This is a genomic window from uncultured Xylophilus sp., assembly GCA_913776965.1.
GTDB lineage: Bacteria > Pseudomonadota > Gammaproteobacteria > Burkholderiales > Burkholderiaceae_C > Xylophilus.
The window spans coordinates 41136-65215 of sequence record CAJYQL010000064.1 but is presented as its reverse complement, the minus strand read 5'-3'; the positions used below and the strand labels follow the sequence as shown (position 1 = coordinate 65215).

22 protein-coding genes are annotated in these 24080 nt (G+C 72.7%); 7 read left to right on the top strand and 15 right to left on the bottom strand.

The window, feature by feature from the left end:
* Positions 1–146: 146 nt before the first annotated feature.
* From pyrF to tsaB, 4 genes are all read right to left on the bottom strand, one after another.
* Positions 147–974 (bottom strand): orotidine-5'-phosphate decarboxylase, encoded by an 828-nt coding sequence (gene pyrF, locus QZ500_RS09915; RefSeq protein ID WP_295854520.1) that lies wholly within the window; start codon positions 972–974, stop codon positions 147–149.
* A gap of 110 nt (positions 975–1084) precedes the next feature.
* A complete protein-coding gene (locus QZ500_RS09910) occupies positions 1085–1852 on the bottom strand; it encodes a uracil-DNA glycosylase family protein (RefSeq protein WP_295854518.1) in 768 nt (255 codons plus the stop codon).
* Complete coding sequence (gene rimI, locus QZ500_RS09905) at positions 1849–2322, bottom strand: ribosomal protein S18-alanine N-acetyltransferase (RefSeq protein WP_295854516.1); 474 nt, start codon at positions 2320–2322, stop codon at positions 1849–1851. Before rimI ends, QZ500_RS09910 begins: the two co-directional genes overlap by 4 nt.
* A complete protein-coding gene (tsaB, locus tag QZ500_RS09900; protein WP_295854513.1) occupies positions 2319–3032 on the bottom strand; it encodes a tRNA (adenosine(37)-N6)-threonylcarbamoyltransferase complex dimerization subunit type 1 TsaB in 714 nt (237 codons plus the stop codon). Before tsaB ends, rimI begins: the two co-directional genes overlap by 4 nt.
* Before the next feature lie 270 nt (positions 3033–3302).
* On the opposite strand from tsaB, the gene dacB reads away from it, so the two are divergent.
* From dacB to QZ500_RS09885, 3 genes are all read left to right on the top strand, one after another.
* Complete coding sequence (gene dacB / locus QZ500_RS09895; protein WP_295854692.1) at positions 3303–4685, top strand: D-alanyl-D-alanine carboxypeptidase/D-alanyl-D-alanine-endopeptidase; 1383 nt, start codon at positions 3303–3305, stop codon at positions 4683–4685.
* A 75-nt stretch (positions 4686–4760) separates the two neighbouring features.
* Positions 4761–6326: a prolyl oligopeptidase family serine peptidase gene (locus QZ500_RS09890; RefSeq protein WP_295854511.1), complete on the top strand. Its 1566-nt coding sequence runs from the start codon at positions 4761–4763 to the stop codon at positions 6324–6326.
* 32 nt (positions 6327–6358) lie between these two features.
* Positions 6359–7111: an OmpW family outer membrane protein gene (locus QZ500_RS09885; protein WP_295854508.1), complete on the top strand. Its 753-nt coding sequence runs from the start codon at positions 6359–6361 to the stop codon at positions 7109–7111.
* A 124-nt stretch (positions 7112–7235) separates the two neighbouring features.
* Here QZ500_RS09885 and QZ500_RS09880 read toward each other — a convergent pair whose 3' ends face one another.
* The 4 genes from QZ500_RS09880 to purE are packed head-to-tail and all read right to left on the bottom strand — an operon-like array spanning position 7236 to position 10963.
* Entirely contained in the window at positions 7236–8189 is a 954-nt protein-coding gene (locus tag QZ500_RS09880; RefSeq protein ID WP_295854505.1) for an SGNH/GDSL hydrolase family protein, read from the bottom strand.
* A gap of 55 nt (positions 8190–8244) precedes the next feature.
* On the bottom strand, positions 8245–9255 hold the full coding sequence (locus QZ500_RS09875; protein ID WP_295854502.1) for an L-threonylcarbamoyladenylate synthase: 1011 nt from the start codon (positions 9253–9255) through the stop codon (positions 8245–8247).
* Positions 9256–9269: 14 nt separating this feature from the next.
* Positions 9270–10457 carry a 5-(carboxyamino)imidazole ribonucleotide synthase gene (locus QZ500_RS09870; RefSeq protein WP_295854499.1) on the bottom strand — a complete coding sequence of 396 codons (1188 nt, stop codon included), beginning with the start codon at positions 10455–10457 and terminating at the stop codon, positions 9270–9272.
* Positions 10454–10963, bottom strand: coding sequence for a 5-(carboxyamino)imidazole ribonucleotide mutase (gene purE, locus QZ500_RS09865; protein ID WP_295854496.1), 510 nt, complete (start codon positions 10961–10963; stop codon positions 10454–10456). Before purE ends, QZ500_RS09870 begins: the two co-directional genes overlap by 4 nt.
* 74 nt (positions 10964–11037) lie before the next feature.
* Here purE and QZ500_RS09860 point away from each other — a divergent pair, with 74 nt between their 5' ends.
* Together QZ500_RS09860 and QZ500_RS09855 are read left to right on the top strand one after the other, a co-directional pair.
* Entirely contained in the window at positions 11038–11958 is a 921-nt protein-coding gene (locus QZ500_RS09860) for a tetratricopeptide repeat protein (protein ID WP_295854493.1), read from the top strand.
* 40 nt (positions 11959–11998) lie between these two features.
* A complete protein-coding gene (locus QZ500_RS09855; RefSeq protein ID WP_295854491.1) occupies positions 11999–13207 on the top strand; it encodes an MFS transporter in 1209 nt (402 codons plus the stop codon).
* Positions 13208–13297: 90 nt separating this feature from the next.
* Here QZ500_RS09855 and QZ500_RS09850 read toward each other — a convergent pair whose 3' ends face one another.
* From QZ500_RS09850 to QZ500_RS09840, 3 genes are all read right to left on the bottom strand, one after another.
* A complete protein-coding gene (locus QZ500_RS09850; RefSeq protein WP_295854488.1) occupies positions 13298–14209 on the bottom strand; it encodes a phosphoribosylaminoimidazolesuccinocarboxamide synthase in 912 nt (303 codons plus the stop codon).
* 84 nt (positions 14210–14293) lie between these two features.
* Complete coding sequence (gene fba / locus QZ500_RS09845) at positions 14294–15358, bottom strand: class II fructose-bisphosphate aldolase (RefSeq protein ID WP_295854485.1); 1065 nt, start codon at positions 15356–15358, stop codon at positions 14294–14296.
* A 131-nt stretch (positions 15359–15489) separates the two neighbouring features.
* Complete coding sequence (locus QZ500_RS09840; protein WP_295854482.1) at positions 15490–16389, bottom strand: alpha/beta hydrolase; 900 nt, start codon at positions 16387–16389, stop codon at positions 15490–15492.
* A 243-nt stretch (positions 16390–16632) separates the two neighbouring features.
* Between QZ500_RS09840 and QZ500_RS09835 the strand changes: the two genes are divergently transcribed.
* Positions 16633–17412 (top strand): DUF481 domain-containing protein, encoded by a 780-nt coding sequence (locus tag QZ500_RS09835; protein ID WP_295854478.1) that lies wholly within the window; start codon positions 16633–16635, stop codon positions 17410–17412.
* Between the two features lie 130 nt (positions 17413–17542).
* Here QZ500_RS09835 and pyk read toward each other — a convergent pair whose 3' ends face one another.
* Entirely contained in the window at positions 17543–18979 is a 1437-nt protein-coding gene (gene pyk / locus QZ500_RS09830) for a pyruvate kinase (RefSeq protein WP_295854475.1), read from the bottom strand.
* Positions 18980–19229: 250 nt separating this feature from the next.
* Between pyk and QZ500_RS09825 the strand changes: the two genes are divergently transcribed.
* Entirely contained in the window at positions 19230–20381 is a 1152-nt protein-coding gene (locus QZ500_RS09825; RefSeq protein ID WP_295854470.1) for a fatty acid desaturase, read from the top strand.
* A gap of 179 nt (positions 20382–20560) precedes the next feature.
* On the opposite strand, the gene QZ500_RS09820 is transcribed toward QZ500_RS09825, so the two are convergent.
* The 3 genes from QZ500_RS09820 to QZ500_RS09810 are packed head-to-tail and all read right to left on the bottom strand — an operon-like array spanning position 20561 to position 24019.
* The gene (locus QZ500_RS09820; protein WP_295854468.1) at positions 20561–21733 is read right to left on the bottom strand and encodes an ABC transporter substrate-binding protein; all 1173 of its coding nucleotides are present in this window, start codon (positions 21731–21733) and stop codon (positions 20561–20563) included.
* Positions 21730–23334, bottom strand: coding sequence for a sensor histidine kinase (locus QZ500_RS09815; protein WP_295854466.1), 1605 nt, complete (start codon positions 23332–23334; stop codon positions 21730–21732). The genes QZ500_RS09820 and QZ500_RS09815 overlap by 4 nt, the downstream gene beginning before the upstream one ends.
* A complete protein-coding gene (locus QZ500_RS09810) occupies positions 23324–24019 on the bottom strand; it encodes a response regulator transcription factor (protein ID WP_295854463.1) in 696 nt (231 codons plus the stop codon). The genes QZ500_RS09815 and QZ500_RS09810 overlap by 11 nt, the downstream gene beginning before the upstream one ends.
* Positions 24020–24080 lie beyond the last annotated feature (61 nt).

The following is a 24080-nucleotide window of genomic DNA, read 5'->3' as shown; positions in this document are numbered from 1 at the left end:
GGTCGGGTGCCGAAAAAAGATGCACCAGTGTAGGAGACTGCCTACATTTTCAGCACCGGAATTGGCGTGCCAAATCTGCCTTTTTTGCCGGTCTGCGGCCGCCGCGCCACGGTCGGCCGCGGCCCCGCTTCGCCGTCAGGCGCCGGTCAGGCCGGCTTGGCTGCCTGCAACTGGTCGCGCGTGGCCTGCGCGGCCCGGCGGGCAGCGGCCGCGAAGTCCTCGCCCGAGGAGGCGTAGAGGATCGCGCGCGAGGAATTGACGACGATCGGCGCATCGGGCCGCCAGCCGGCGCGCACGGTGGCGGCCGCGTCGCCGCCCTGGGCGCCGACGCCCGGGATCAGCAGCGGCACCGTCGGCGCGACGGCCCGGACCCGCGCGATCTCGGCCGGGTAGGTCGCGCCCACCACCAGGCCGAGCTGGCCGTTGCGGTTCCAGTCGCCCTGCGCCAGCCGCGCGACGTGTTCGTAGAGCAGCGGCGCCTCGGGCACGTCGGCCAGCCGCTGTGCCTGCAGATCGTCGCCGCCGGGGTTGCTGGTGCGGCAGAGCAGGAAGGCGCCCTTGCCTGCGCGCCGCAGGTACGGCTCGACCGAATCGAAACCCATGAAGGGCGACAGCGTGACCGCGTCGGCGCCGTAGCGGTCGAAGGCCTCGACCGCGTACTGCTCGGCGGTGGAACCGATGTCGCCGCGCTTGGCGTCGAGGATCACCGGCACCTGCGGCGCGATGCGGCGCAGCGTGGCCATCAGGCGTTCGAGCTGGTCCTCGGCCCGGTGGGCGGCGAAGTAGGCGATCTGCGGCTTGAAGGCGATGGCGAGGTCGGCGGTGGCCTCGGCGATGGCGGCGCAGAAGTCGTGAATTTTGGACGGATCGTCGCGCCAGCCGCCGGGGAAGCGGGCGGGTTCCGGGTCGAGCCCCACGCAGAGCAGGGAGCCGTTCTGCCGCTCGGCGGCGCGCAGCATGTCGAGGAAGGTCATGGGCGGCGATTCTACGGGCGGGCCCTGCGCCGGACAGGTCGAATTTGAGAAGTAAATCGGGCACCAACGCCCGTCCCACCTGCGCTACCAGCTATGAAAACAGGAGCGCATCAGCCCGGCGGCGCGGCGTCCAGGGCGCGGCACAGGTCTTCCCAGGCACGGGCCTTGTCGGCCTGGGCGCGCAGCAGGTAGCAGGCGTCGTAGGTGGCGACCACCGGCACGCCGGCACGGTCGTGCACCCGGCCGCGCAGCCGGCCGAGCGGTTCGCCGCTGGCGAGCACCGCCTGCGCCGCGAGCCGGCCCATCGCCAGCACCATCGCGGGCCGTTCGCGGGCGACGGCGACGTCGAGCGCGTCGGCCGGCGCGGTGCCGTCGGCGCTGCCGTCGGGTGCCCGGCGCACCAGCGCCCCCTGCAGGCGTACCCGCTGCGGCAGCCGGGCGGCGCGCAGCATCGCGTCGAGCAGGCGCCCGGCATCGCCGTGCCGCAGCGAATCGCCGATGCCCTCGGCCAGCACCAGCCAGAGCGGCGCGGCATCGCCGGCCGGCGGCGGGTCGGCCAGCGCCTCCCAGGCCAGGGCGACGACCGGCGCGGTGCCGGGGATGGGGCTCGGCTGCAGGGCCGGCGCGGGTTGCGGCACACGGGCGGGTGCCGGGGCCGGAAATGCCGCGTTCGGAACGCGGGGCGCGGCGTCCGCCTCCGCCGGTCGGGGCACGTCAGCCGGAGTGCGTGCGACGGGCGCCGGCGCAACATCGGCCGCCGGTTGGGGTTCTGCGGTGGCCGGCGCCGTGCGCGGCAGCCACACGGTCACGCCCATCTCCTGCAGCATCGCGCGCTGCCGGTCGTCGAGCACCAGCCCTGCAGCGGTGGTGCCGCTCATGGCCACAGCGCCAGGCTCATCACCCGGGCGTCCTCGCGTGTGCCGGTGTCGGCGGGGTAGTAGCGCTTGCGGGTGCCGACGCTGCGGAAACCGTAGGCCTCGTAGATCTGCTGCGCGCGCAGGTTGCTCATCCGCACCTCCAGCCACAGCCAGCGGGCGCCCTGGCCGCGCGACCACACCGCCAGCGCATCCAGCAGCACCCGGGCCCAGCCCTGGCGCTGGTACGCCGGCGCGACCGTCAGGTTGAGCAGGTGCACCTCGTCCACGCCCTTCATCGCGACGAAGTAGCCGAGCAGCGTCTCGTCGGCGAGCAGTTGCTGGGCCTCGTAGCCGGCGCGCAGCGAATCGAGGAAGTTGCCGCGGGTCCAGGGATGGGAATACGCCGCGTCCTCGACCGGCAGCAGCCGGTCCAGGTCCTGCGGCGTCAGGCTTTCGAAGCGCGCCTCCACCGCGTCGATGCGGGCGCTCATGGCTGCGCCCCGGCCCGCTCGGCCAGCCGTTCGGCCGTCGTCTTGGCGACCTTGTCGCGGATGTAGAGCGGCAGCGCGCCGGCCGCCGGCACCAGGCCCCCGGCGGCGATCAGCGCCGGCGCGAGCCGCAACAGCGCATCGGCCGTCGGCAGCGCGGGCACCGATGCGGCACCGGGCGCGATCCGCTCGCCGTAGGCCGCGCGGGCGGTGCCGGCGAGCGTCCAGCCGGCGGGCACCTCGACCGCCTCCGGCGCGGCCAGCCGCAACTCACCGTCTGGCCGCCAGGCACCATTTTCCCAGAGGTAGGTAGCGGTGTAGACCTCGCCCATCCGGGCATCGAGCGCAGCCACGACCCGCTCGGCGCCGTGGCGCATCCGCGCGTCCTCGGCGACCGCGAGCAGGGTGTCGACCGGCAGCACCGGCACACCGCCGGGCCGCGCCCCCCAAGCCAGGCCCTGGGCGGCGGCGCAGGCGGTGCGCAGGCCGGTGAAGGAACCCGGCCCGCGGCCGAATGCGATCGCGCCCAGGTCGGCAAAGCCGATGCCCGCCTCGTCCAGCACCGCCTGCAGCGCCGGGATCAGCGTGGCCGACGCCTGCGCGCCGCCGGCGCCGTTGCGCTGGTAGACCCGGCCCGCGGCGGACAGCGCCACCGACAGCTGCTCGGTGCTGGTATCGAAGGCGAGGCACGGCGCGGCGGGGTCGATCTGCATCCGGCGATTATCGGACGCTGGGCCGCGCGGAGCCGGGGGCTAGACTGGTCCGCCGTCCTGCGCCCTGCGCCCGTTCCATCTCCGCCGCCTGCGGGCGGTCCGTCTGCCGTGACCCTCGCCCCTGCCCTCTCGCCCACAGCTGTATCCCCACCTGCACCGGCGTCCCGACGCCTCCGGCTCCGCACCGGCGCCTGTCTCGTCGCTTGCGCCGTCCTGCCCGCGCTGCTCGGCGCTGCCCGGGCGCAGCAGCCGCCGCCTGCCGCCGGCCCGCTGGTTCCGCCCGCCGCCCTGGCCGCGTCCGCCCCGCTGCCCGCCGAGATCGATGCCGCGATCGCCCGCACCCGCCTGCCGCGCGAGGCCTTCGCGCTGCTGGTGGCCGATGCGCAGGGCGGCCCGCCGCGCCTCGCCCACCGGGCCGATGCATCGGTCAATCCGGCGTCGGTGATGAAGCTGGTCACCACCTATGCCGCACTCGACCTGCTCGGACCGGCCTATGCCTGGGGCACGCCGGTCACCTTCGGTGGCCCGGTGGATGTCGATGGCACGCTGCAGGGCGACCTGATCCTGCGCGGCCAGGGCGATCCGACCCTCGTCGCCGAGCGGCTGTGGCTGCTGCTGCGGCGGGTGCAGGCCCAGGGCGTGCGCAGCATCGCCGGCGACATCGTGCTCGACCGCAGCGCCTTCGTGCTGCCGCCGCACGACCCGGCCGCCTTCGACGGCGAGCCGAGCAAGCCCTACAACGCCGCGCCCGACGCGCTGCTGGTGAACTTCCGCTCGGCGGTGCTCACCTTCATCCCCGAACCAACCACCGGCCAGGCGCGGGTGGCGATTGAGCCGCCGCTCGCCGGACTGCGGCTGCCGGCCGCGGTGCCGCTCGCGCCGGCCGGCACCGACTGCGGCGACTGGCGCGGCGGCCTGCGCGCCGAGCTGGCCGACCCGCAGCGCATCGCCTTCGCCGGCAGTTACCCCGCCAGCTGCGGCGAACGCCAGTGGCCCTTCGCGCCGGCCGATGCCGACGGCTTCGCCGGCCGCGCCATCGAAGGACTGTGGCGGGCGATGGGCGGCCGGCTCGCCGGCCGGGTACGCGACGGCCGGGCGCCTGCGGGTGCGCGGCCGGCCTTCGTCTTCGCCTCGGAACCGCTGGCGCTGGCGGTGCGCGACACCAACAAATTCAGCAACAACGTGATGGCCCAGCAGCTGTTCCTGACACTGTCGCTGCAGGCCCGCGGCACCGGCAGCGTCGACGCTTCGCGCGAGCTGCTCGACCGCTGGTGGCGCGAGCGCTTCGGCGACGCGCCGCCGCCGGTCGTCGGCAACGGCGCCGGCCTGAGCCGCGAGGCGCGCCTGACTGCCGCCGGCCTCGGCCGCATGCTGCAGGCCGCCTGGCGCTCGCCGCTGATGCCCGATTTGGTCGCCTCCCTGCCGCAGAGCGGCATCGACGGCACCCTGCGTCGCAGCCAGGCCCGCCAGGGCACCGCGCATCTCAAGACCGGCAGCCTGCGCGACGTGGCGGCGGTGGCCGGCTACGTGCACGGCGCCGACGGCCGCCGCATGGTGCTGGTCGCGGTGGTGAACCATCCGGAGGCCGCAGCGGCGCGGCCGGTGTTCGATGCATTGGTGGATTGGTCGGCGCGCTCGGTACTAACCCGATAGGCCCTTGGTAGTCCTCTCGCTACGATGAGGCCCACCAAAAAGAACGCCCGTTCTATTTTTCTTTCAGGAGTCGAGATGACCAAATTCCCCCTGCTGGCGGTCGCCAGCGCCGTCGTGTTGTCGGCCTGCGGCGGCGGCGGCGCGGACAGCGGCGGCCCGGAGACGGTAGACAACAGCGGTGGCCGCGGCACGCTGCAGTTCAACCCGCCGCTGCGGGTGACCGCGCTGACGGCCGCGGAATTCACCGCCCGCCTGAACGAGACCGCGAGCGGCAAGCAGCTGCTGGCGGTGGCCGGCACGCCGAAGTGCGGCGTCAACTTCCACTACATCCAGTACGGCACGGTCGGCGGCGCCAACGAGGCGACGACCGCCTCCGGCGCACTGATGGTGCCGACCGGCACCGACCCGGCCTGCGCGGGCCCGAAGCCGATCGTGCTGTATGCCCACGGCACCACGACCGACAAGAACTACAACATCGCCGACATCCTCGACAGCACCCGTCCGGGCGCAAGCGAAGGCTCGCTGGTCGGTGCGCTGTACGCGGCGCAGGGCTTCACCGTGGTGGCGCCCAACTATGCGGGCTACACCGGCTCCACCCTGCCCTACCACCCCTACCTGAACGCCGACCAGCAGTCCAAGGACATGATCGACGCGCTCACCGCGGCCCGCAAGGCGCTGCCGGGCCTGGGCGGCGCGACCGACTCCGGCAAGCTGCTGGTCACCGGCTATTCGCAGGGCGGCTATGTGGCGCTGGCCACCCAGCGCGCGCTGCAGGCCGCCGGCCAGACCGTGACCGCTGCGGCGCCGCTGTCGGCCCCGTCGGCGATCAGCCTGCTGGTGGACTACGCCTCGCTCGGCGCGCCGGCGCTCGGCGGTACGGTATTCACGCCACTGCTGTCGACCAGCTGGCAGAAGCAGTTCGGCAACGTCTACACGGCGCCGACCGACCTTTACGAAGCGCAGTACGCCACCGGCATCGAGACGTTGCTGCCGAGCACCACGCCGGTCAATACGCTGTTCGCCACCGGCCGCCTGCCGCAGACCGCGCTGTATCCGGCCAACGCGGTGCCCGGCCCGGCGCTGCCGGCCTTCGCGGCCTTCTACGGCCCGAACAACCTGCTGACCCAACGCTTTCTGACCGCCAGCGCCGTCGATGCGACCGCGGCCAATCCCTGCCCGGGCAACGCCTTCCCGGCGACCGCGGCATCGCGCACCAGCACGTCGCCGCTCGCCTGCGCGCCGGCGGTCGGCTTCCGCCGCGCGGCGGTCGCCAACGACCTGCGCAACTTCGTGCCGAGCCGGCCGGTGTTCTTCTGCGGCGGCGCCAACGACCCGACGGTGAACTTCGAGAGCACCCGCTCCACCGCCGGCTACTTCGCCGCCCGCGGCGTGCCGGCCGCGGCGCTGACCGTGCTCGATCTGGAGACCGCGCCGACCAGCGCCGCAGATCCGTTCGCCACTGCCAAGGGCGGCTTCGCCCAGGCCAAGGCCGCGACCGCTGCCCAGGTCGCTGCCGCCGGCGGCTCGGCCACCGCGCAGGCCCAAGCGGTCACCACCGCCTACCACGGCACGCTGGTGCCGCCGTTCTGCAATGCGGCCGCCCGCGGCTTCTTCCAGCAGGTGCTGGCCGCCGGCGGCTGAGCGCCGGCCCTCCGTCACAAGGACTCTTTGCCATGAAGCACCGTCATCTCCTCGCCGCGGCCTGCGTGCTGGCCGCCGCCGGCACCGCCGCCCAGGCGCAGCAGGCCTCCGAGCCGCCGTCGTTCCTCGCGTCGCTCTCCTCGCCCACGCCGTCCACCCCGTGGACGGTGCGCGGCGGCGTCTCGCACATCGTGCCGCACTCCCGCGCCACCGACGCGACCGGCCCCCTCCTGCCGCCCAACCCGTCGGGCGTCAGCCTGCGGGTGGAAGACAAGACCACCGCGTTCTTCTCGATCGCCCGGGCGATCACGCCGAACACCGAGGTGGAGCTCGCCCTGGGCTATCCGCCCACCCACGACGTGACCGCGCGGATCGCCTCCTACCTGCCCGCCAACGTGCAGGGCTACAACGGCCAGACGATCGCGAAGGTCCGGCAAATGGCGCCGACGCTGTTCGTCAACTACGCCTTCGGCGAGCCGACCAGCCGCCTGCGGCCGTTCGTCGGCCTGGGCGTGAACTACACCAAGTTCGACAAGCGGACCTCGACGGCTGCCGGCAACGGCCTGAACGGCGGCCCGACCCGCATCGAACTGGAAGACTCCTGGGGCCTGGCCGCGCAGGCCGGCCTGGACTACAAGATCAACGAGCGCTGGTCGATCCACGGTTCGCTGGCCACCGCCCGCGTGAAGACCCATCTGGTCGCCACCACCGCCGGCCAGGCGCGCGAACTGGACATCAAGTTCCGGCCGGTCGTGTTCACGCTGGCGGCGGCCTACCGGTTCTGACCGGCGAGCGGCCAGCAAAAAGCCCGTGGACCTGCGAAGGTCCACGGGCTTTTTTGTGGGTGCGCTCCGGACCCCGGACGGTCCGAACGACCCCGGCGGCCTCGCCGCTCGGCCGTTCCCGCGATCAGAACCGCGTGCGCAGCCGGTCGTAGGCGTAGTCGCCGAACAGCTGCTGGGCGCGCGGCGTGAAGTACACGTTGTCGGCGAACACGTAGCGGCTGTAGTCCAGGCCCGGCTTGATCGTGCTGGGGGTGCACAGGCCGGAGTTCACCTGGCCGGTGCCGGTGCCGATGCCCACGCCCGGATCGACCGAGGTGCAGACCTGCGTCACGCCGTCGTTCAGGCTGTAGTTGCCGGGCAGGCCGGTCAGCAGGTTGAAGTAGAAGGCCGCGTCGACCGCGAGCACGTTGGCGCCCAGGTCGGCGATTGCCACCAGGTAGGCGCTGTTGAACGCGGTGCTCGCCTCGCTGAGCAGCGATGCCTGGCCGGTGCCGATCGCCAGCGGCGACCGGCCCAGGTCGTAGGTGCCGGCGCTCACCACGTAGCGCGCACCGGCCGTCACCAAGCGGCGGACCTGGGTGGCCAGGTCGGTACCGGCCTGCCGGGCGTTGGCAACCAGCTGGGCACCGGTGATCGCGCCGGTGCGGACACGGGCGAAGTCCGCGACGATGTCCGCGGTGCCGCCGCTGATGACCAGCACGTCGCTGGACGCCGGGGTGTTGGAGGCGAGGTAGGCCGACACCTGCTCGGTCACCGTCGGTGTGGCGCTGTTGCCGACCGCATCCGGCTTGGCGGTGATGCGGGCGTTGGCCGTCGCATAGCTGGTGCCTCCGGCTGCGACGGTGGTCAGGGTGATGCCGTAGCGCGACGCGAGCTGCTGCGTCCAGATGTTGTTCGAGCCGTCGTTGACGGTGTAGCGGGTGCCGGTCTGGCCCAGGTCGCTCACGCTGTCGCCGAACGCGTAGAAGCGCTTCGGGCTGATGGCGGATTCGACGGTGCTCGAACCGCAGGCGGACAGCAGGGCGGCCGAGGCGCAGGCGGCCAGCACGGCGGTGCGGCGCAACCAGGTGGTGGTCATGGCAATTCTCCGGAAAAGGTGACGGGAGTGTAGCGAGGGGGTACGGATGGGCGGCTCAGGCCGCGGCGGCGCGCTGGAGCCGGTCGCGCACGCCTTCCCAGGCGGCGTCGGCGGGCGGGGTTTCGATCCAGATCAGCTTCACGCCCTGCGCATCGAAGCCGCGCAGCACCGCGAACAGCTGCTGCGCGGTGGCCTCGGCGTCGTCGGGCATGCGGCGCGCGACCATCGCCTGCGACCGCAGTGCCAGCGGCGTGCGGGACCAGACCGCGATGTGCGCCGCATCCGGCCCCAGCACGTCCAGGCCGGCCTGCAGCGCCTTGGCCTCCATCAGACGGACCTTGGCCTGCGGCGCGTAGTGCGCCTCCAGCGTGCCGGAGGCGCGCGGCGCGGCATCGTCGAGCGCTTCGGGTGCCACGAGCGCACGGCCGCAGGCGGCCTCGACCTGGTCGCGGGTCACCGCGCCCGGGCGCAGCAGCACCGGCGCGCCGCGGGTGCAGTCGACGATGGTCGATTCGATGCCCACCGCGCAGGCGCCGCCGTCGAGCACCAGCAGCCCGTCGCCGAATTCATCCTGCACATGGGCGGCGGTGGTCGGGCTGACCCGGCCGAACAGGTTGGCGCTGGGCGCGGCCACGCCGGCTACGCCGCGCGCGGCGCAGGCCGCCAGCAGCGCCTGCGCGACCGGATGCGACGGGCAGCGCAGGCCGATCGAGTCCTGGCCGCCGGCGGCGGCCGCGCCCGCGTCCGGCCGGCGCGGCAGGATCAGCGTCAGCGGGCCGGGCCAGAAGGCGCGGACCAGCCGTTCGGCGAAGTCGGGCAGCGCAGCGGCGAAGGCGGCCACGCCCGCGGGTACGTCGCCCGGCGTGGCGGCCGGCGCCACGTGCACGATCAGCGGATGGTCGCTCGGCCGGCCCTTGGCCGCGAAGATGCGGGCGACCGCCGCGTCGCTCGACGCGTCGGCCGCCAGGCCGTAGACCGTCTCGGTCGGCAGGCCGAGCAGTTCGCCGCGGGCGATGGCGTCGGCGGCACGGGCGAGGGCGTCGGGCGAATCGCCGGGCAGGATCATCGTCGCGGCGTCGCTCAGAACGGCGCCATGCCGAGGATGCCGCAGGCCTCGCGCGCCGCGGCGCGGGCGGCCTCGGCGGTGGCGGCGGTGAAGGTCAGGTGGCCCATCTTGCGGCCGGGCTTGGCGTCGTGCTTGCCGTAGAGGTGCAGGTGCGCGCCGGGCAGCGCCAGCACCCGGTCCCAGGCCGGGGTGCGGACGGTGCCGCCCTCCGCCTGCCACAGGTCGCCGAGCAGGTTGAGCATGACGGCCGGGCTGTGCAGGCGCGGCTGCACCAGCGGCAGGCCGGCGAGCGTGCGCACCTGCAGCGCGAACTGCGAGCTGTCGCAGGCGTCGATCGTGTAGTGGCCGCTGTTGTGCGGCCGCGGCGCGATCTCGTTGACGACCAGCCGGCCGTCGGCGAGCAGGAAGAACTCGACGCACAGCACGCCGACGTAGTTCAGCCCTTCTGCTATGGATTTCGCAGCATCCACCGCTTGCTGCGCCTGCGCAGAAGGCACATTTCCATCATGAACTTCGGTCACCGCCAGGATGCCGTCGCGGTGGAGGTTGCGCTGCACCGGAAAGTGCACCATCGCCCCGTCGCGGCCGCGCGCGACGATCACCGAGCATTCCGCCTCCAGCGGCAGCATCTGCTCCAGCACGCAGGCCACCCGGCCGAGCCGTTCCCAGGCGGCAGCGAGCGCGGCGCGGTCGGCGACCCGCACCTGGCCCTTGCCGTCGTAGCCGAGCCGGGCGGTCTTCAGGATGCCGGGCAGCAGCGCGTCGGGCACCGCCGCCAGCGTGTCGGGCGTGTCGATCACCGCGTACGGCGCGCAGGGCACGCCGCAGCGGTCGAAATGCGCCTTCTCGGCCGCCCGGTCCTGCGCGATGGCGACGGCCGACGCGGAGGGCGCGACCGGCAACGACTGCGCGAGGCGCGCCAGCGCCGGCGCCGGCACGTTCTCGAATTCGGTGGTGACGGCCGCACAGCGGGCGGCCAGGGCGTCGAGGCCGGCCGGGTCGTCGTAGGCGGCGGCGATCGCATGCTCGGTGACGCGGCCGGCAGGACCGTCGGCGTCGGGGTCGAGCACCGCGGTGGCGTAGCCGAGCGCCTGCGCCGCATGCACGAACATGCGGCCGAGCTGGCCGCCGCCGAGCACGCCGAGCGTGGCCTCGCCGGGCAGCAGCACCGCGGGGGCCGTCGGGGCGCGACCTGCGCTCATGCGGTCAGCGTCCCGCCGGTATCCGGCAGCGCCATCGCGCGGGCGGCCTCGGTCTGGGCGGCGCGGAAGGCGTCGAGTTGCGCGCGCAGCGCGGCGTCGGTTGTCGCCAAGAGCGCCACGGCGAACAGCGCTGCGTTGGCCGCGCCCGCCGTGCCGATCGCGAAGGTCGCGACCGGGATGCCCTTGGGCATCTGCACGATGCTGTGCAGCGAATCGACGCCCTGCAGGTGCCGGCTCGCGACCGGCACGCCGAGCACCGGCACGGACGTCTTGGCGGCCAGCATGCCCGGCAGGTGCGCCGCGCCGCCGGCGCCCGCGATGATCGCCCGCAGGCCGCGGCCGGCGGCGCTTTCCGCATAGGCGAACATGTCGTCAGGCATGCGGTGGGCCGACACGACCCGCGCCTCGTGGCCGATGCCGAATTGCTGGAGAATCTGGACCGCGTGCTGCATGGTGTCCCAGTCGGAGCTGGAACCCATGACGACGCCGATGGAGAGGGGTGTCATAGGAGGAAGGCGCACGCCGTCCGCTGTTGTGATGCAACGTTGAATTTTACTTTTAGGCCCCGAGCTGCCTGCCCATGATCGATATCACCCTTGCGAATTTCCAGTCCGAGCTGATCGAGGCCTCGTCCGTCCGCCCGGTGCTGCTCGACATCTGGGCCGAGTGGTGCGGCCCCTGCAAGCAGCTGGGCCCGGTGCTGGAGAAGCTCGAGGTCGACTACGCCGGCCGCTTCACGCTCGCCAAGCTCGACGCCGACAAGGTGCCGCAGATCTCGCAGCAGCTCTCGCAGATGTTCGGCGTGCGCAGCATCCCGTTCTGCGTGATGTTCGTCGACGGCCAGCCGGTCGATGGCTTCGTCGGCGCCCAGCCCGAGGCGACGATCCGCACCTTCCTCGACAAGCACGTGCCGTCGGCCGACGAGGCCGAAGCCGCCGCCGAGGAAGAAGAAGCCCAGGACGCGCTGGCCGAGGGCGACACCGATACCGCGCTGGAGAAGCTGCAGCACGCCGTCGCCACCGACCCGGCCAACGACGACGCCCGCTTCGACTACATCAAGCTGCTGCTGCAGCTCGGGCGCACCGACGATGCCAAGGTCGCCTTCGCGCCGGTCATCGCCAAGGCGCCGGGCGTGCGCCGGCTCGACGCCCTGCAGCGCTGGATGCACGCGATTGACTCCGTCGCCGAAGGCACCGACCCCGCGGCCGCTGCCGCCGGTTTCGATGCCGGGATCGCCGCGAACAAGCGCGACTTCGACGCCCGCTTCGGCAAGGCCCAGGCGCTGATGGCCGCCGGCCAGTGGACCGCCGCGATGGACGAGCTGCTCGAGATCCTGATGCGCGACAAGTCCTGGAACGACGAGCTCGCCCGCAAGACCTACATCGCCATCCTCGAGATCATCGAGCCGCCGAAGGTCAAGGTGGCCGACGGACAGATCCCGCCGACCGACCCGACCGTGGCGACCTACCGCCGCCGGCTCAGCTCGGTGGTGCTGAGCTGATCCCGCGGGCCGCGCCCGGCACCCCTTCCGGTTCGGCGCCATGACGCAGCCCTCCTCGCCTTCCACCGCCGCCCCCGGTCGCCTCTCGCCCCCGGCGGCGATGGCGCTGGTCGCCTCGGTGCTGATCGCCTTCCTCGCGGCATCGAGCGCGCCGTCGCCGCTGTACGCGCTCTGGCGCGACGATTGGGGCTTTTCGGCGGCCATGCTCACCGCCATCTTCTCGAGCTACGCCTTCGCGCTGCTGGCGGCGCTGCTGGTGTTCGGCGCGCTGTCGGACCACCTGGGCCGGCGGGTGGTGATCGTGGCGGCGCTGCTGCTGGAGATCGCCTCGGTCGTGCTGTTCCACCAGGCGGAGTCCGTGCCCTGGCTGTTCGCCGCGCGCATCGTGCAGGGGCTGGCCACCGGCATCGCGACCAGCGTGCTCGGCGCGACGCTGCTCGACCTGCATCCGGTGCGCGGCGCGCTGTTCAACAGCGTGGCGCCGATGCTCGGCATGGCGCTCGGCGCGCTCGGCACCGGCCTGCTGGTGCAGTTCGCCGACCGGCCGACCCACCTCGTCTTCGAACTGCTGCTGCCGGTGCTCGCGGTGCAGACGCTGCTCGCCTGGCGGCTGCCCGACACCATTCGGCCGCGGCCCGGCGCCTGGCAGTCGCTGCTGCCGCAGGTGCACCTGCCGCCGCCGGTGCGGCCGACGCTCTGGCGCATCCTGCCGCTCAACACCGCGGGCTGGGCGCTCGGCGGCTTCTACCTGTCGCTCGGGCCGACGCTGGCGCGGGCGGTCACCGGCAGCCGGTCGCCGGTGGTGGGCGGTGCGCTGATCGCGCTGCTGGTGACCAGCGGCGCGGCCGCCATCCTGATGGTGCGGCGCCGCACACCGCAGGCGGTGCTGCGCGGCAGTGCAGTCGCGCTGACGGCCGGCCTGGCGGTGACGCTCGTCGGCGTCTGGCGGCACGATGCGGCGCTGTTCTTCGGCGGCACGCTGGTGGCGGGCCTGGGTTTCGGCGCCGGCTTCAACGGCGCGGTGCGCAGCCTGGTGCCGCTGGCGCCGCCGCAGGAACGCGCCGGCATGATGGCCGGCTTCTTCGTGCTGAGCTACCTGGCGTTCGCGCTGCCAGCGATCGCCGCCGGCGTGGCGGCCGGCGCGGTCGGGCTGGACCATGCGGCGCTGGGCTACGGCGGCACGCTGATCGTGCTGGCCCTGGCGGCGCTGGTGCTGTCGTCGCAACGGACGGCGGCGCAACGCTCCTGAAACGATAGCTTCCGGCACAGGCGCCACCTGCGCAAGAGGCCGATTTCCTTCCGAAACCTCAGCCCACCGGATGGGGCGGACGCCCCCCGGTCAGCCGGTCAGCCGTTCCAGCGCCTCGCGGTACTTGGCCGCGGTCTTCTCGATCACGTCCTGCGGCAGGCGCGGTGCCGGCGCGGTCTTGTCCCAAGGCTTGCCGTGGATGCGCACCGCCTCCAGCCAGTCGCGCACGAACTGCTTGTCGTAGCTCGGCGGGTTGGCGCCGGCGGCGAAGGCGGCGTCGTAGCCCTCCACCGGCCAGTAGCGGGAGGAATCGGGCGTCAGCACCTCGTCCATCAGCACCAGCTTGCCGACCGGATCGAGCCCGAACTCGAACTTCGTGTCCGCGATGATCATCCCCTTCTCGCGGGCGATGGCCGCCGCCTTTTCGTAGATCGCGATGCTCACGTCGCGGATCTGCGCAGCGAGCTCCGGGCCGATCATCTCGACCACCCGCTCGTAGGTGATGTTCTCGTCGTGCTCGCCGACCGCGGCCTTGGCGGCCGGCGTGAAGATCGGCGCGGGCAGCGGGCTCGCGTTCTGCAGGCCCGGCGGCAGCGGCACGCCGCAGACCGACTGCGACTGCTGGTATTCCTGCCAGCCGCTGCCGGCCAAATAGCCGCGCACCACCGCCTCGACCGGGATCGGCTTCAGGCGCTGCACCAGCATCGAGCGGCCGCGGATTTGCGGAATTTCGGCGGCGCTCACCACGCTCTCGGGCGCGTCGCCGGTCAGGTGGTTCGGGATCAGATCGCCGAGCTTGTCGAACCAGAACAGGGCCATCCGGGTGAGCAGCTCGCCCTTGCCGGGAATCGGCTCGCCCATGATCACGTCGAAGGCCGACAGCCGGTCGCTCGCGACCATCAGGATGCGGTCGTCGCTGACCGCGTAGTTATCGCGCACCTTGCCGCGTGCGAGCAGCGGCAGCGAGGTCAGGGCGGAGGTGTGGAGGGCGGTGGCGGTCATGGTCGTCGTCGTCGGCTCGGCAATGAAAAAAGGCCCGCGGACGGCGCGGGCCTGGGCAGAATTATCGCGTCCGGCGCGGTGCGGTCACTGCACGACCTGGGCGAGCTCGCCCCGGGCGTACTGGGCGGCGATGACCTGCAGGCTCTGGCCCTTGATCTTCGCGCCCTGGCCTTCGCAGCCGAACTCGATATAGCGCTGCTTGCAGACCGCCTTGGCGGCCTCGCGGGCGGGCTTCATCCATTCGCGCATGTCGAACTTCTCGGAGTTCTCGACCATGAACTTGCGCACCGCGCCGGTCATCGCCATGCGGATGTCGGTGTCGATGTTGATCTTGCGCACGCCGTACTTGATGGCTTCCTGGATCTCGGAGACCGGCACGCCGTAGGTCTCCTTCATCTGGCCGCCGTACTGGTTGATGATCGCGCGCAGTTCCTGCGGCACCGACGACGAGCCGTGCATCACCAGGTGGGTGTTGGGGATGCGGGCGTGGATCTCCTTCACGCGGCTGATCGCCAGGATGTCGCCGGTGGGCGGGCGGCTGAACTTGTAGGCGCCGTGGCTGGTGCCGATGGCGATGGCCAGCGCGTCGAGCTGGGTAGCCTTCACGAACTGGGCGGCTTCCTCGGGGTCGGTCAGCATCTGGCTGTGGTCGAGCTTCACATCGGCGCCGATGCCGTCTTCCTCGCCCGCGTCGCCGGTTTCCAGGTTGCCCAGGCAGCCCAGTTCGCCCTCGACGGTCACGCCGACCTTGTGGGCCATCTCGACCACGCGGCGGGTCACGTCGACGTTGTAGGCGAAGTCGGCCGGGGTCTTGCCGTCCTCGCGCAGCGAGCCGTCCATCATCACCGAGCCGAAGCCGAGGTCGATTGCGCCCTGGCAGATCGCCGGGGTCTGGCCGTGGTCCTGGTGCATCACCAGCGGAATCGTCGGGTAGGCCTCCACGGCCGCCTGGATCAGGTGCTTGATGAACGATTCGCCGGCGTACTTGCGGGCACCGGCGCTGGCCTGCAGGATCACCGGCGCGCCGGTTTCCTTGGCGGCTTCCATCACGGCCTGCACCTGCTCGAGGTTGTTCACGTTGAAAGCCGGGATGCCGTAGCCGTTCGAGGCGGCATGGTCCAGCAGTTCTCGCATCGAGACTAAAGGCATGGTCGTGGTCCAGAAAAAGGGGAAATGGAAATCGGGAGACAGCCGGGGATGGCTGCTGGTAACCGTGCGGTAACCGCGCGGGATTTTACCCGCGGGCTCCGTCGGCCGGTGTCAGCCGCAACCGGCCGATGTCAGCGCGGCGGCGGCAGGCCGAGGAATGCAACCACGTCGGCATGCGCCGGCGCCAGCCAGCGCAGCGGCCGTGCCAGGCTGCCGACCAGCGCGACGTGGCCGACGCGCGGATAGCGGTGCATCGTCACCTCCACCCCCGCCGCCCGCAGCCGGGCCGCGAGCGCGGCGCTGTTGCGGTCCGGATCGACCACCCGGTCGTGGTCGGCGGCCAGCAGCAGCGTGCGCGGCGCGCCCGGGCCGGCATGGACGATCGGCTGCGAATCGCGCGGCGTGTCCGGCCAGCCGAAGGCGACCTGCGCCTCGGGATCGTCGATCGGCAGGAAGTCGTAGGGGCCGGCCATGCCGATCCAGGCGGCGATCCGGCGCCGCGCCACGCCGGCGGCCTCCAGCCAGCGCGGATCGAGCGCCAGCATCGCCGCGTTGTAGGCACCGGCGCTGTGGCCCATCGGCACGATCCGGTCCGGATCGGCGCCGAGTGCGGCGGCCCGGTCGGCCGCCCAGCGCACGGCCGCGGCGCTGTCCTGCAGGAAGGCCGGATAGCGCACCTGCGGGCTCAGCCGGTAGTCCGGGATCACCACCACCGCGCCCCGGCTGGCCAGCGCCTCGCCGACGAAGCGGTAGTCGGCCCGCGTTCCGTGGGTCCAGGTGCCGCCGTAGAAGAACACCACCAGCGGCGGACGCGCGGCGCCAGGGGCAGAGTCCTGCGCCGGCCGGTACACGTCGAGCACCTGGCGGGGGTCGTCGCCGTAGGCGATGCCGGTCTCGGCGCGGTAATCGCCGTCGGGCACCAGCCGGTCCAGGATGCGGGGGCCGGAGCAGCCCGACAGCAGGGCTGCACCGGCTGCGAGCAGGCCGGCGCGGCGGGTCGTGGCAGAAAGCCCGGGAGACGGTGCAGGCATCGCGAATATCCATACGGCACGACCGGACCCGCCCCGTGCGGTCCCGGCTTCGTGCGACGATTCCGCCCATGGTGCCGCCGGCCCGTCACGGCCCTGTTAGCACCTTGATACAACTGTGTCGCCCGGCGCCTGGAACCGATGGAGGGCATCCGGGCACCATCCCGTCGGGCGTCGCCGCGGCGCCCGCCGGTCCGTCCCGTCCCGTCCCCCGTCTGCCGTCCCGCCTCGCAAGGAGCCTCTGCCGTGCATTTCCACGCGCCATTCCTCGTCGCCTGCCTCGCCGCCGGCGCCTGCAGCACTGCCTGGACCCAGGTGACGCTCAAGCCGGACGGGCAGTGGCGCTCCCTGTTCACTGCGGGGGCCAACGCCACCTCCGGCAACAGCAACACCACGCAGCTCAACGCGGTCGGCGAAGGCGCCCGAGTCACCGAGCGGGACAAGCTGACCGTGCGCGGGCAGGCCAACTACGGCCAGGTCAACGGCGCGACCGCCACCCAGCGCTACCTGCTCGGGTCGCAGTACAACCGCGACATTTCGCGCCACAGCTTCTATTTCGGCTCGGCCGACCTGCTGCGCGACCGGCCGGCGAATATCGACCTGCGCTATTCGCTGGCGGCCGGCGTGGGCCGCCACATGCGGCTCGACGACATCGACAACACCTTCGACATCTCCCTCGGCCTTGGCTACACCCAGGACCGCTACATGCGCACGGTGCAACTGCTCGGCCAGACCCGCACCGACTACGGCCGCACCGAGCTGGTGATGTCCGAGGAATCGAACCACAAGATCAGCGACACCACCAAGCTGCGCCAGCGCGTCGCGCTGTTCCCGAATCTGACCGACCGCGGCGCCTACCGCGCGCTGCTCGACACCGGCGTGTCGGTCGCGATGACCAAGTCGCTCAGCCTGACCGCCGGCCTGAGCTACCGCTACGACAGCGACCCCGGCATCGGCCTGCCGGGTGTGGGCCTCAAGAAGGGCGACGCCGCCTTCGTGACCGGCGTGTCGCTGCGGTTTGATTGAGCCCCCCGGCTTTTCACGCCGCTGCCGCGTCGTGTAATTCGCCACCCCCCGAGGGGGAGGCCCCGCCGAGTCCAGGGGAACCCTGGCCTGGCGGGAGCTGAACGGGGCGAAAGCTGCGCTAACGGCGCCGTCAGCTTGCCCTACAAATCTTCAGCATGTTGGTGCCGCCCGGCGCTCCCATCGGCTCGCCGCAGGTGATGGCGTAGACATCCCCGCTCTGCACGATGTCCCGCATCTTCAGGTGCAGCTCGGCGTCGGCGAGCGCGGTGTCGCGATCCACGCTCGAATCCATCAGCAGCGGACGCACGTTGCGGTAGAGCGCCATGCGCCGCTGCGTTGCCACCCGCGGGGTCAGCGCGTAGATCGGCACATGGATGCGGTGGCGGCTCATCCAGAGCGGGGTGGAGCCGCTGTCGGTCAGGGCCACGATCGCCTTGGCGCCCAGGTGGTGGGCGGTGAAAAGCGCGCCCATGGCGATCGACTGGTCGATCCGGCCGAAGGTCTGGCCGGTGAAGTCGGCGTCGAGCTGCACGTCCTCGGCCGCCTCGGCGGCGGCGCAGATCGCGGCCATCTCCTCGACCGTCTCCAGCGGATAGCGGCCGGCGGCGGTCTCGGCCGACAGCATCACCGCGTCGGTGCCGTCGAGCACCGCGTTGGCCACGTCGCTCACCTCGGCCCGCGTCGGCGAGGCGTTGGTGATCATGCTCTCCATCATCTGGGTGGCGGTGATCACCACCTTGTCGTACTGGCGGGCCAGCGTGATCATGCGTTTCTGCAGGGCCGGGACCGCGGCGTTGCCGACCTCGACCGCCAGGTCGCCGCGGGCGACCATGATGCCGTCGCTGACCTTCAGGATCTCCTCGAGCTTCGGGATCGCCTCGGCCCGCTCGATCTTGGCGATCAAGCCCGGCCGGTGGCGGTACTCGGCCGCGGCGACGTTGCAGAGCTGGCGCGCCATCTCCATGTCGGTGGCGTTCTTCGGGAAGCTGACGGCCACGTAGTCGGCCTGGAAGCTCATCGCGGTCTTGATGTCCTCCATGTCCTTGGCCGTCAGGGCCGGCGCGGTCAGGCCGCCGCCCTGCTTGTTGATGCCCTTGTTGTTCGACAGCTCGCCGCCGATCTTCACCGTGGTGTGGACCTCCTCGCCCAGCACCCGCTCGACCTTCAGCACGATCAGGCCGTCGTTGAGCAGCAGCACGTCGCCCGACTTCACGTCGCGCGGCAGCTCCTTGTAGTCGAGGCCGACGCCCGCGACGTCGCCCGGCGTGGTGCGGGAGGCGTCGAGCACGAAGGCGGCGCCCGGCTCGAGCTGCACCCGGCCCTCGGCGAACTTGCCGACGCGGATCTTCGGGCCCTGCAGGTCGGCCATGATCGCGACCTCGCGGCCGGCGCGGACGGCCGCCTCGCGCACCAGCCGGGCACGGTCGATGTGGTCCTGCGCCACGCCGTGGCTGAAGTTGAGCCGCACGACGTTGACGCCCGCACGGATCATCCGTTCCAGCATCTCGGGGGCGCTCGAGGCCGGCCCGAGGGTCGCGACGATCTTGGTGGCGCGGCGTTGGCGCATGGGCATGTCTCCTGGTGGTCTGCAATAGGGCCGGCGGATTCTGTCATGCGGGTTCCGGCGCCGCGGTAACCGCCCCGAAACCGCGTCCGCACAACCTGTATCCCGCACGGGCATAGAGGGACGTTCGGGGCGCCGGAGGGGCGGCTCGCGTACCATCGCGCAGTTCCGGGCAGTCGACACCCGGAGCACCCTCGCGGCCGTCGTCCGCGCCCTGGCAGGCCCTGCCATCCAGACGCAACCCCGTCCACACATGACCCAACCGTCCGAACTGCTGACCGCTCCACCGTTGCCGGAACCGCTCGCACCCGGCGCCCCGCTGCCGCACCGCAAGGTGATCCGCGGCTGGCTGATCCCGCTGTCCGAGCGCACCACGGTGCGCGCCATCCTGCTGCTGCTGCTCGACTATGCGCTGTTCACCGGCCTGCTCGCCGGCGCGGTGCTGCTGGAGCCCTGGTGGGCCAAGCTGCTGTGCGGACTGGCCGCGGGCTTCGTGATAGGCCGCCTGTTCATCATCGGCCACGACGGCTGCCACCAGAGCCTCACACCGCACCGCGGCCTGAACCGCTGGATCGGCCGCATCGCCTTCCTGCCCTCGCTCACGCCCTACAGCCTCTGGGACATGGGCCACAACGTGGTGCACCACGGCTTCACCAACCTGAAGGGCGTGGACTTCGTCTGGGCGCCGCTGACCCAGGCCGAATACGACGCCCTGCCGCCGGCCCGCCGCTTCATGGAACGGCTCTACCGCAGCGGCTGGGCCCCCGGCGTGTACTACATGGTGGAGATCTGGTGGCGCCGCATGATCGCGCGCGACCGGTCGGCCCAGACCGAGCGCCCGATCTTCTCGCGCGACTGCGCGCTGGTCCTCGGCTTCGCCGCCGTGTGGCTGGCCGCGATGGTCGGCGCGGCGCTCGCTACCGGCCAGTCGGTGCTGCTGCTGCTGGCCGTCGGCTTCGCGGTGCCGGTGCTGTTCTGGTTCGCGATGATCGGCTTCGTGGTGTACGTCCACCACACGCACGTCAAGGTGTCCTGGCACGACGACCGGGCCGCCTGGCAGCGCGCCCAGCCCTTCGTCTCCACCACCGTGCACCTGACCTTCCCGTTCAAGATCGGCGCGATGATGCACCACATAATGGAGCACACCGCCCACCACGTGGACATGAGCATCCCGCTCTACAAGCTGAAGGAAGCGCAGAAGATGCTGGAGCACCTGCTGCCCGAGCGGATCATCATCCAGCGCTTCTCCTGGAAGTGGTACTTCAGCACCGCCCGCGCCTGCAAGCTCTACGACTTCGGCCGCGGCTGCTGGACCGACTTCAAGGGCCGCGCGACCAGCGCGATGCGCGCCCTGCCGTCGTCGGCGACGACCGGCACGCCGGCCGGCGCGGCTGTGGCGGCCTGACACGGCGGCACGCCTGCCGCCGCGCCCCCGAGGGCCGGACCGCGCAAGCGGCCGGCCCTTTTTGCTGGGCGCTGCCGATGGCCGCTGGCGGTATTTCCGATGCTTTTCGGCACTTTGCGCAGATGGCACCTGCGCAGTGCGCTATCGAAATGTGAGCTCCTTCGCTGCAAGCATTCCGCTCACCGCTGCACGGCCGCCGCCGGCGCGTTCCACGCCTCCAGGAAGCGCGCCCGCTTCAGCCGGTCCTGGTAGACCAGCAGCCCCGGCCCGAGCGGGATCGGCCGCAGCGCGCCGGTCGGGTGGCGCACGCCGGGCACGTCGGTGCGGATCGGCAGGATGCGCGATTCGTTCGCCAGCACGCCCTGCCCGCGCGGCGACAGCAGGTAGTCGAGGAAGCGCTTCGCCTCCTCCGGATGCGGCGCGGTGCGCGGGATGACGGCGGTGCGGGCGATGACCAGGGTGTAGTCCTGCGGCAGCACCATGACCAGCGGCGCGCCGGCGTCGATGCGCGCCTGCACGTAGGCGCCGGGCACGTTGTAGGCCAGCGCGAGGCCGCCCTGCTCCAGCGCGTCGAGCAACACCGCCGCATGGGGGGCCCGCAACGCGCGGTTGTCGGCCAGGGCGGCGAGCAGCGCGCCGGCGCTGCCGTCGATGCGCGCGTCCTGCGTCGCGGCCAAGTAGCCGATACCGCTCGATGCCAGGTCGTAGGTGCCGACCCGTCCGGCCAGCGGCCGTGCCGGGTCGCGCAGCAACGCGAGCAATGCCTGCCGGGTCGCCGGCGCCGGCCCGAGCAGCCGGCCCGGCCCGAAGCGGCGGGTGTCGCAGGCGATCACCATCGGCTCGTAGCTGAAGCCGAACACCTCGTCGCGCCAGCGCGCCCAGGCGGGCAGCGCGGCGGTGGCCGGCGATGCATGGGGTTGGGCATGGCCGCCGTTCACCAGCCGGACCTGCAGGTCCATGCTGCTGCTGACCAGCAGGTCCACCTCGCCGGTCGGCGCGGGGCGCTCGGGCGGCGGCGCACCGGCGAAACGGCGGTACAGGCCCTGGGTCGAGAACTCCTCGTAGCGGATCGCGACCGCCGGATGCAGGCGCTGGTAGTCGCGCAGCACCGGCGCAAAGGCCGGCAGATCGGTGGCACCGGCGATCGACAGGCCGGGCGGTGCGTCGGCGGCCGGGCCCGCGGCGGGCAGCCGGAGCACGCCGCTGTCGGACGCCGGGCCGATCTGCGCCTGCACGCGGGAAGACGTGGGCAGCAGCAGCGCGGCGCCGGCCAGGGAAGCCGCGCGCTGCAGCCATGCGCGCCGATCCGCTGCCGCCCGTTCGGCCGTGCCGTCGTGATCCGCGGCCGTCATGCAGCGCCCCCTCCGCTCGGCGGTGCCGCGGCCGCCGGTCCGGCCGCGGGCAGCCACAGCCGTGCCACCAGCCCGCCGCCCGGCCGCGGCTGCAGCGCGATGCGGCCGCCGTGGCTGTCGGCCACCCGGCGCACGATCGCCATGCCCAGACCGGCGCCGCCGGCACCGGCCTCGCGGCCGCGCGCGAAGCGGTCGAACACGGCGGCCACTTCGTCCGGCGCGATGCCCGGCCCGCGGTCGGCGACCGACAGTTCCCAGCCGGCCGCGGCAGCCGGGTCCGGTTCCGCAGCCGTCGGCGCCTCCTGCCGGCCGGCCGGTGCGGCCTGCAGCGCGATGTCCAGTTCGGCCACGACGTCCGGGTCGTCGCCGCGCACCACGCCGTGCTTGAGCGCGTTGTCCACCAGGTTCTTGATCGCCTCGCCCAGCATCAGCGCGTCGCCGCGCAGCGGGGCCGTCGCCACTGCGCAGCGCAGCCGCACCACCGGCTGCGGGTCGGCCTGCGGCACCGCGTCGCGCAGCGCCTCGCGCAGGATGCGCACCAGGTCCACCGTGTCGAAGCGCTGCAGGCTGCCGCGGTGGGCGGTGCTGGCGTCGGCCAGCAGCTGGTTGAGCAGCCGGGTCAGCCGCGCGGCGTTGCGCTCGATCGCGACCAGGCTGCGCCGCTGCTCCAGCGGGTCGTCCTCGTCGAGCGCGAGCTGCGCCTGGGCGCGCAGCGTGGCCAGCGGGGTGCGCATCTGGTGCGCCGCCTCGGCGATGAAGACGCGCAGCGTGTCGAGGTTGGCGGCCAGCCGGCCGATGAAGCGGTCGAGCGCACCGACCGCCAGCGCCATCTCGGCCGGCACCGGCGTGGCGATCGGCCGCAGGTCAGCGGCGTCGCGCCCGGCCAGTTCGGCTTCGAGCCGGCCCAGCGGCGCCAGCGCGTGGCGCACGCTCCAGCCGCACAGGCCCAGCGCCGCGACCGTCAGCAGGGCGATGGCGGCGGTGGCGGCGCCGGTGATCCGGGCGGCGAGCGCGTCTCGGGCGCGCCGGGTCTGACCGACCTGCAGCCAGGCCCGGCCCTCGCCCGGGGCGCCGGCCACCCAGTGGCCGACGAGGGCGAAGCGCACCGTCTCGCCGTGGTATGGCGCGTCGAAGAACACCGGCGGCTCGTCGCGCGCGCCGTCGGGCACGCCGGCCGCGCTGCGCAGCGCGTCGGCCGCCCGGCGGGCACGGCGCTCCAGCGCTTCCGGCGGCCCGGGCAAATCCTCGTAGCCGGTCACCAGCGCACCGGCGGGCGTGCGCAGGCTGTAGAAGACCCGGTCGTCCGGCGCCATCGCGAGCGCGTCGAGCGCGGCATAGGGCAGGTCCATCGACCAGCGGCCGCCGGCTACGGTCGCCGTCTCGCCCATCGCCAGCGCTGAGGCCGCCAGCAACCGGTCGTAGGACAGGTCGACCGCCTGGCGGCCGTAGCTGCGCGCAGCCACGAAGAGCAGCACCATCGCGAAGACGAACAGCGCGCCGAGCGACAGCATCAGCCGGCGCCGGATGCTGCCCGGCACGCCGGCCGGCGAGGCGACGGCCGGCCCGGTCGCTTGGGCCTCCCGGGCCGACTCAGCCGGCATCGTCCGCGCCCGGTGCCGGCTCGGCGATGTAGCCGACGCTGCGCACCGTGCCGATCACCAGCGCGGCATCGCCCAGCTTCTTGCGCAGCCGGCCGATGTAGAGGTCGATTGCGTTGGGCCCGGCCTCGTCGTCGAAGCCGAACAGCTTGGCCGCGATCTCCTCGCGGGTGACGACCCGGCCGAGCCGGCCGACCAGGATCTCCAGCAGGCTGTATTCGCGATTTGGTAGTTCGAGCCGCGCGCCGTCGAGCGTCACCCGGCGCGCGGCGCTGTCGATCGCCAGGCCGCCGATGCGCAGCACCGCCTCCGCCTGGCCCTGCGGCCGGCGCAGCAGCGCGCGGCAGCGGGCCTCGAATTCACGGAAATCGAACGGCTTGCCCAGATAGTCGTCGGCGCCGCCGTCGAGCGCGGCGACCCGGTCCTCGATGTCGGAGCGGGCGGTCAGCATCAGCACCGGCGTCTTGTCGCCGCGGGCGCGCATGCGGGCGAGCACCTCGGTGCCCGGCATCCGCGGCAGGCCGATGTCCAGCACCACCAGGTCGTAGGCATGGTGGGCCGGCGCCTGCAGCACTGCGTCGGCCGCACCGCCGTCGGCCTGCCAGTCGGCCGCGTGGCCCATGCGGCGCAGGCAGCGCAGCACCGCATCGGCCAGGTCGGGCGTGTCCTCCACCAGCAGCACGCGCATCAGCCGGCCCCCCCGCGCCGGGCGGCGCCGCGGGATACGGGTTTTCCCGCATGGGGTTTGT

Bases quoted from the DNA above. Each gene is read 5' to 3' on its own strand.
- QZ500_RS09885 (WP_295854508.1), top strand. From the start codon at position 6,359: ATGAAGCACCGTCATCTCCTCGCCGCGGCCTGCGTGCTGGCCGCCGCC.
- QZ500_RS09855 (WP_295854491.1), top strand. From the start codon at position 11,999: ATGACGCAGCCCTCCTCGCCTTCCACCGCCGCCCCCGGTCGCCTCTCG.
- pyk (WP_295854475.1), bottom strand. From the start codon at position 18,979: ATGCGCCAACGCCGCGCCACCAAGATCGTCGCGACCCTCGGGCCGGCC.
- QZ500_RS09910 (WP_295854518.1), bottom strand. From the start codon at position 1,852: ATGAGCGGCACCACCGCTGCAGGGCTGGTGCTCGACGACCGGCAGCGC.
- QZ500_RS09825 (WP_295854470.1), top strand. From the start codon at position 19,230: ATGACCCAACCGTCCGAACTGCTGACCGCTCCACCGTTGCCGGAACCG.
- rimI (WP_295854516.1), bottom strand. From the start codon at position 2,322: ATGAGCGCCCGCATCGACGCGGTGGAGGCGCGCTTCGAAAGCCTGACG.
- fba (WP_295854485.1), bottom strand. From the start codon at position 15,358: ATGCCTTTAGTCTCGATGCGAGAACTGCTGGACCATGCCGCCTCGAAC.
- QZ500_RS09870 (WP_295854499.1), bottom strand. From the start codon at position 10,457: ATGAGCGCAGGTCGCGCCCCGACGGCCCCCGCGGTGCTGCTGCCCGGC.
- QZ500_RS09810 (WP_295854463.1), bottom strand. From the start codon at position 24,019: ATGCGCGTGCTGCTGGTGGAGGACACGCCCGACCTGGCCGATGCGGTG.
- QZ500_RS09880 (WP_295854505.1), bottom strand. From the start codon at position 8,189: ATGACCACCACCTGGTTGCGCCGCACCGCCGTGCTGGCCGCCTGCGCC.
- QZ500_RS09860 (WP_295854493.1), top strand. From the start codon at position 11,038: ATGATCGATATCACCCTTGCGAATTTCCAGTCCGAGCTGATCGAGGCC.
- QZ500_RS09875 (WP_295854502.1), bottom strand. From the start codon at position 9,255: ATGATCCTGCCCGGCGATTCGCCCGACGCCCTCGCCCGTGCCGCCGAC.
- QZ500_RS09815 (WP_295854466.1), bottom strand. From the start codon at position 23,334: ATGCCGGCTGAGTCGGCCCGGGAGGCCCAAGCGACCGGGCCGGCCGTC.
- QZ500_RS09850 (WP_295854488.1), bottom strand. From the start codon at position 14,209: ATGACCGCCACCGCCCTCCACACCTCCGCCCTGACCTCGCTGCCGCTG.
- QZ500_RS09890 (WP_295854511.1), top strand. From the start codon at position 4,761: ATGACCAAATTCCCCCTGCTGGCGGTCGCCAGCGCCGTCGTGTTGTCG.
- QZ500_RS09840 (WP_295854482.1), bottom strand. From the start codon at position 16,389: ATGCCTGCACCGTCTCCCGGGCTTTCTGCCACGACCCGCCGCGCCGGC.
- purE (WP_295854496.1), bottom strand. From the start codon at position 10,963: ATGACACCCCTCTCCATCGGCGTCGTCATGGGTTCCAGCTCCGACTGG.
- pyrF (WP_295854520.1), bottom strand. From the start codon at position 974: ATGACCTTCCTCGACATGCTGCGCGCCGCCGAGCGGCAGAACGGCTCC.
- tsaB (WP_295854513.1), bottom strand. From the start codon at position 3,032: ATGCAGATCGACCCCGCCGCGCCGTGCCTCGCCTTCGATACCAGCACC.
- QZ500_RS09820 (WP_295854468.1), bottom strand. From the start codon at position 21,733: ATGACGGCCGCGGATCACGACGGCACGGCCGAACGGGCGGCAGCGGAT.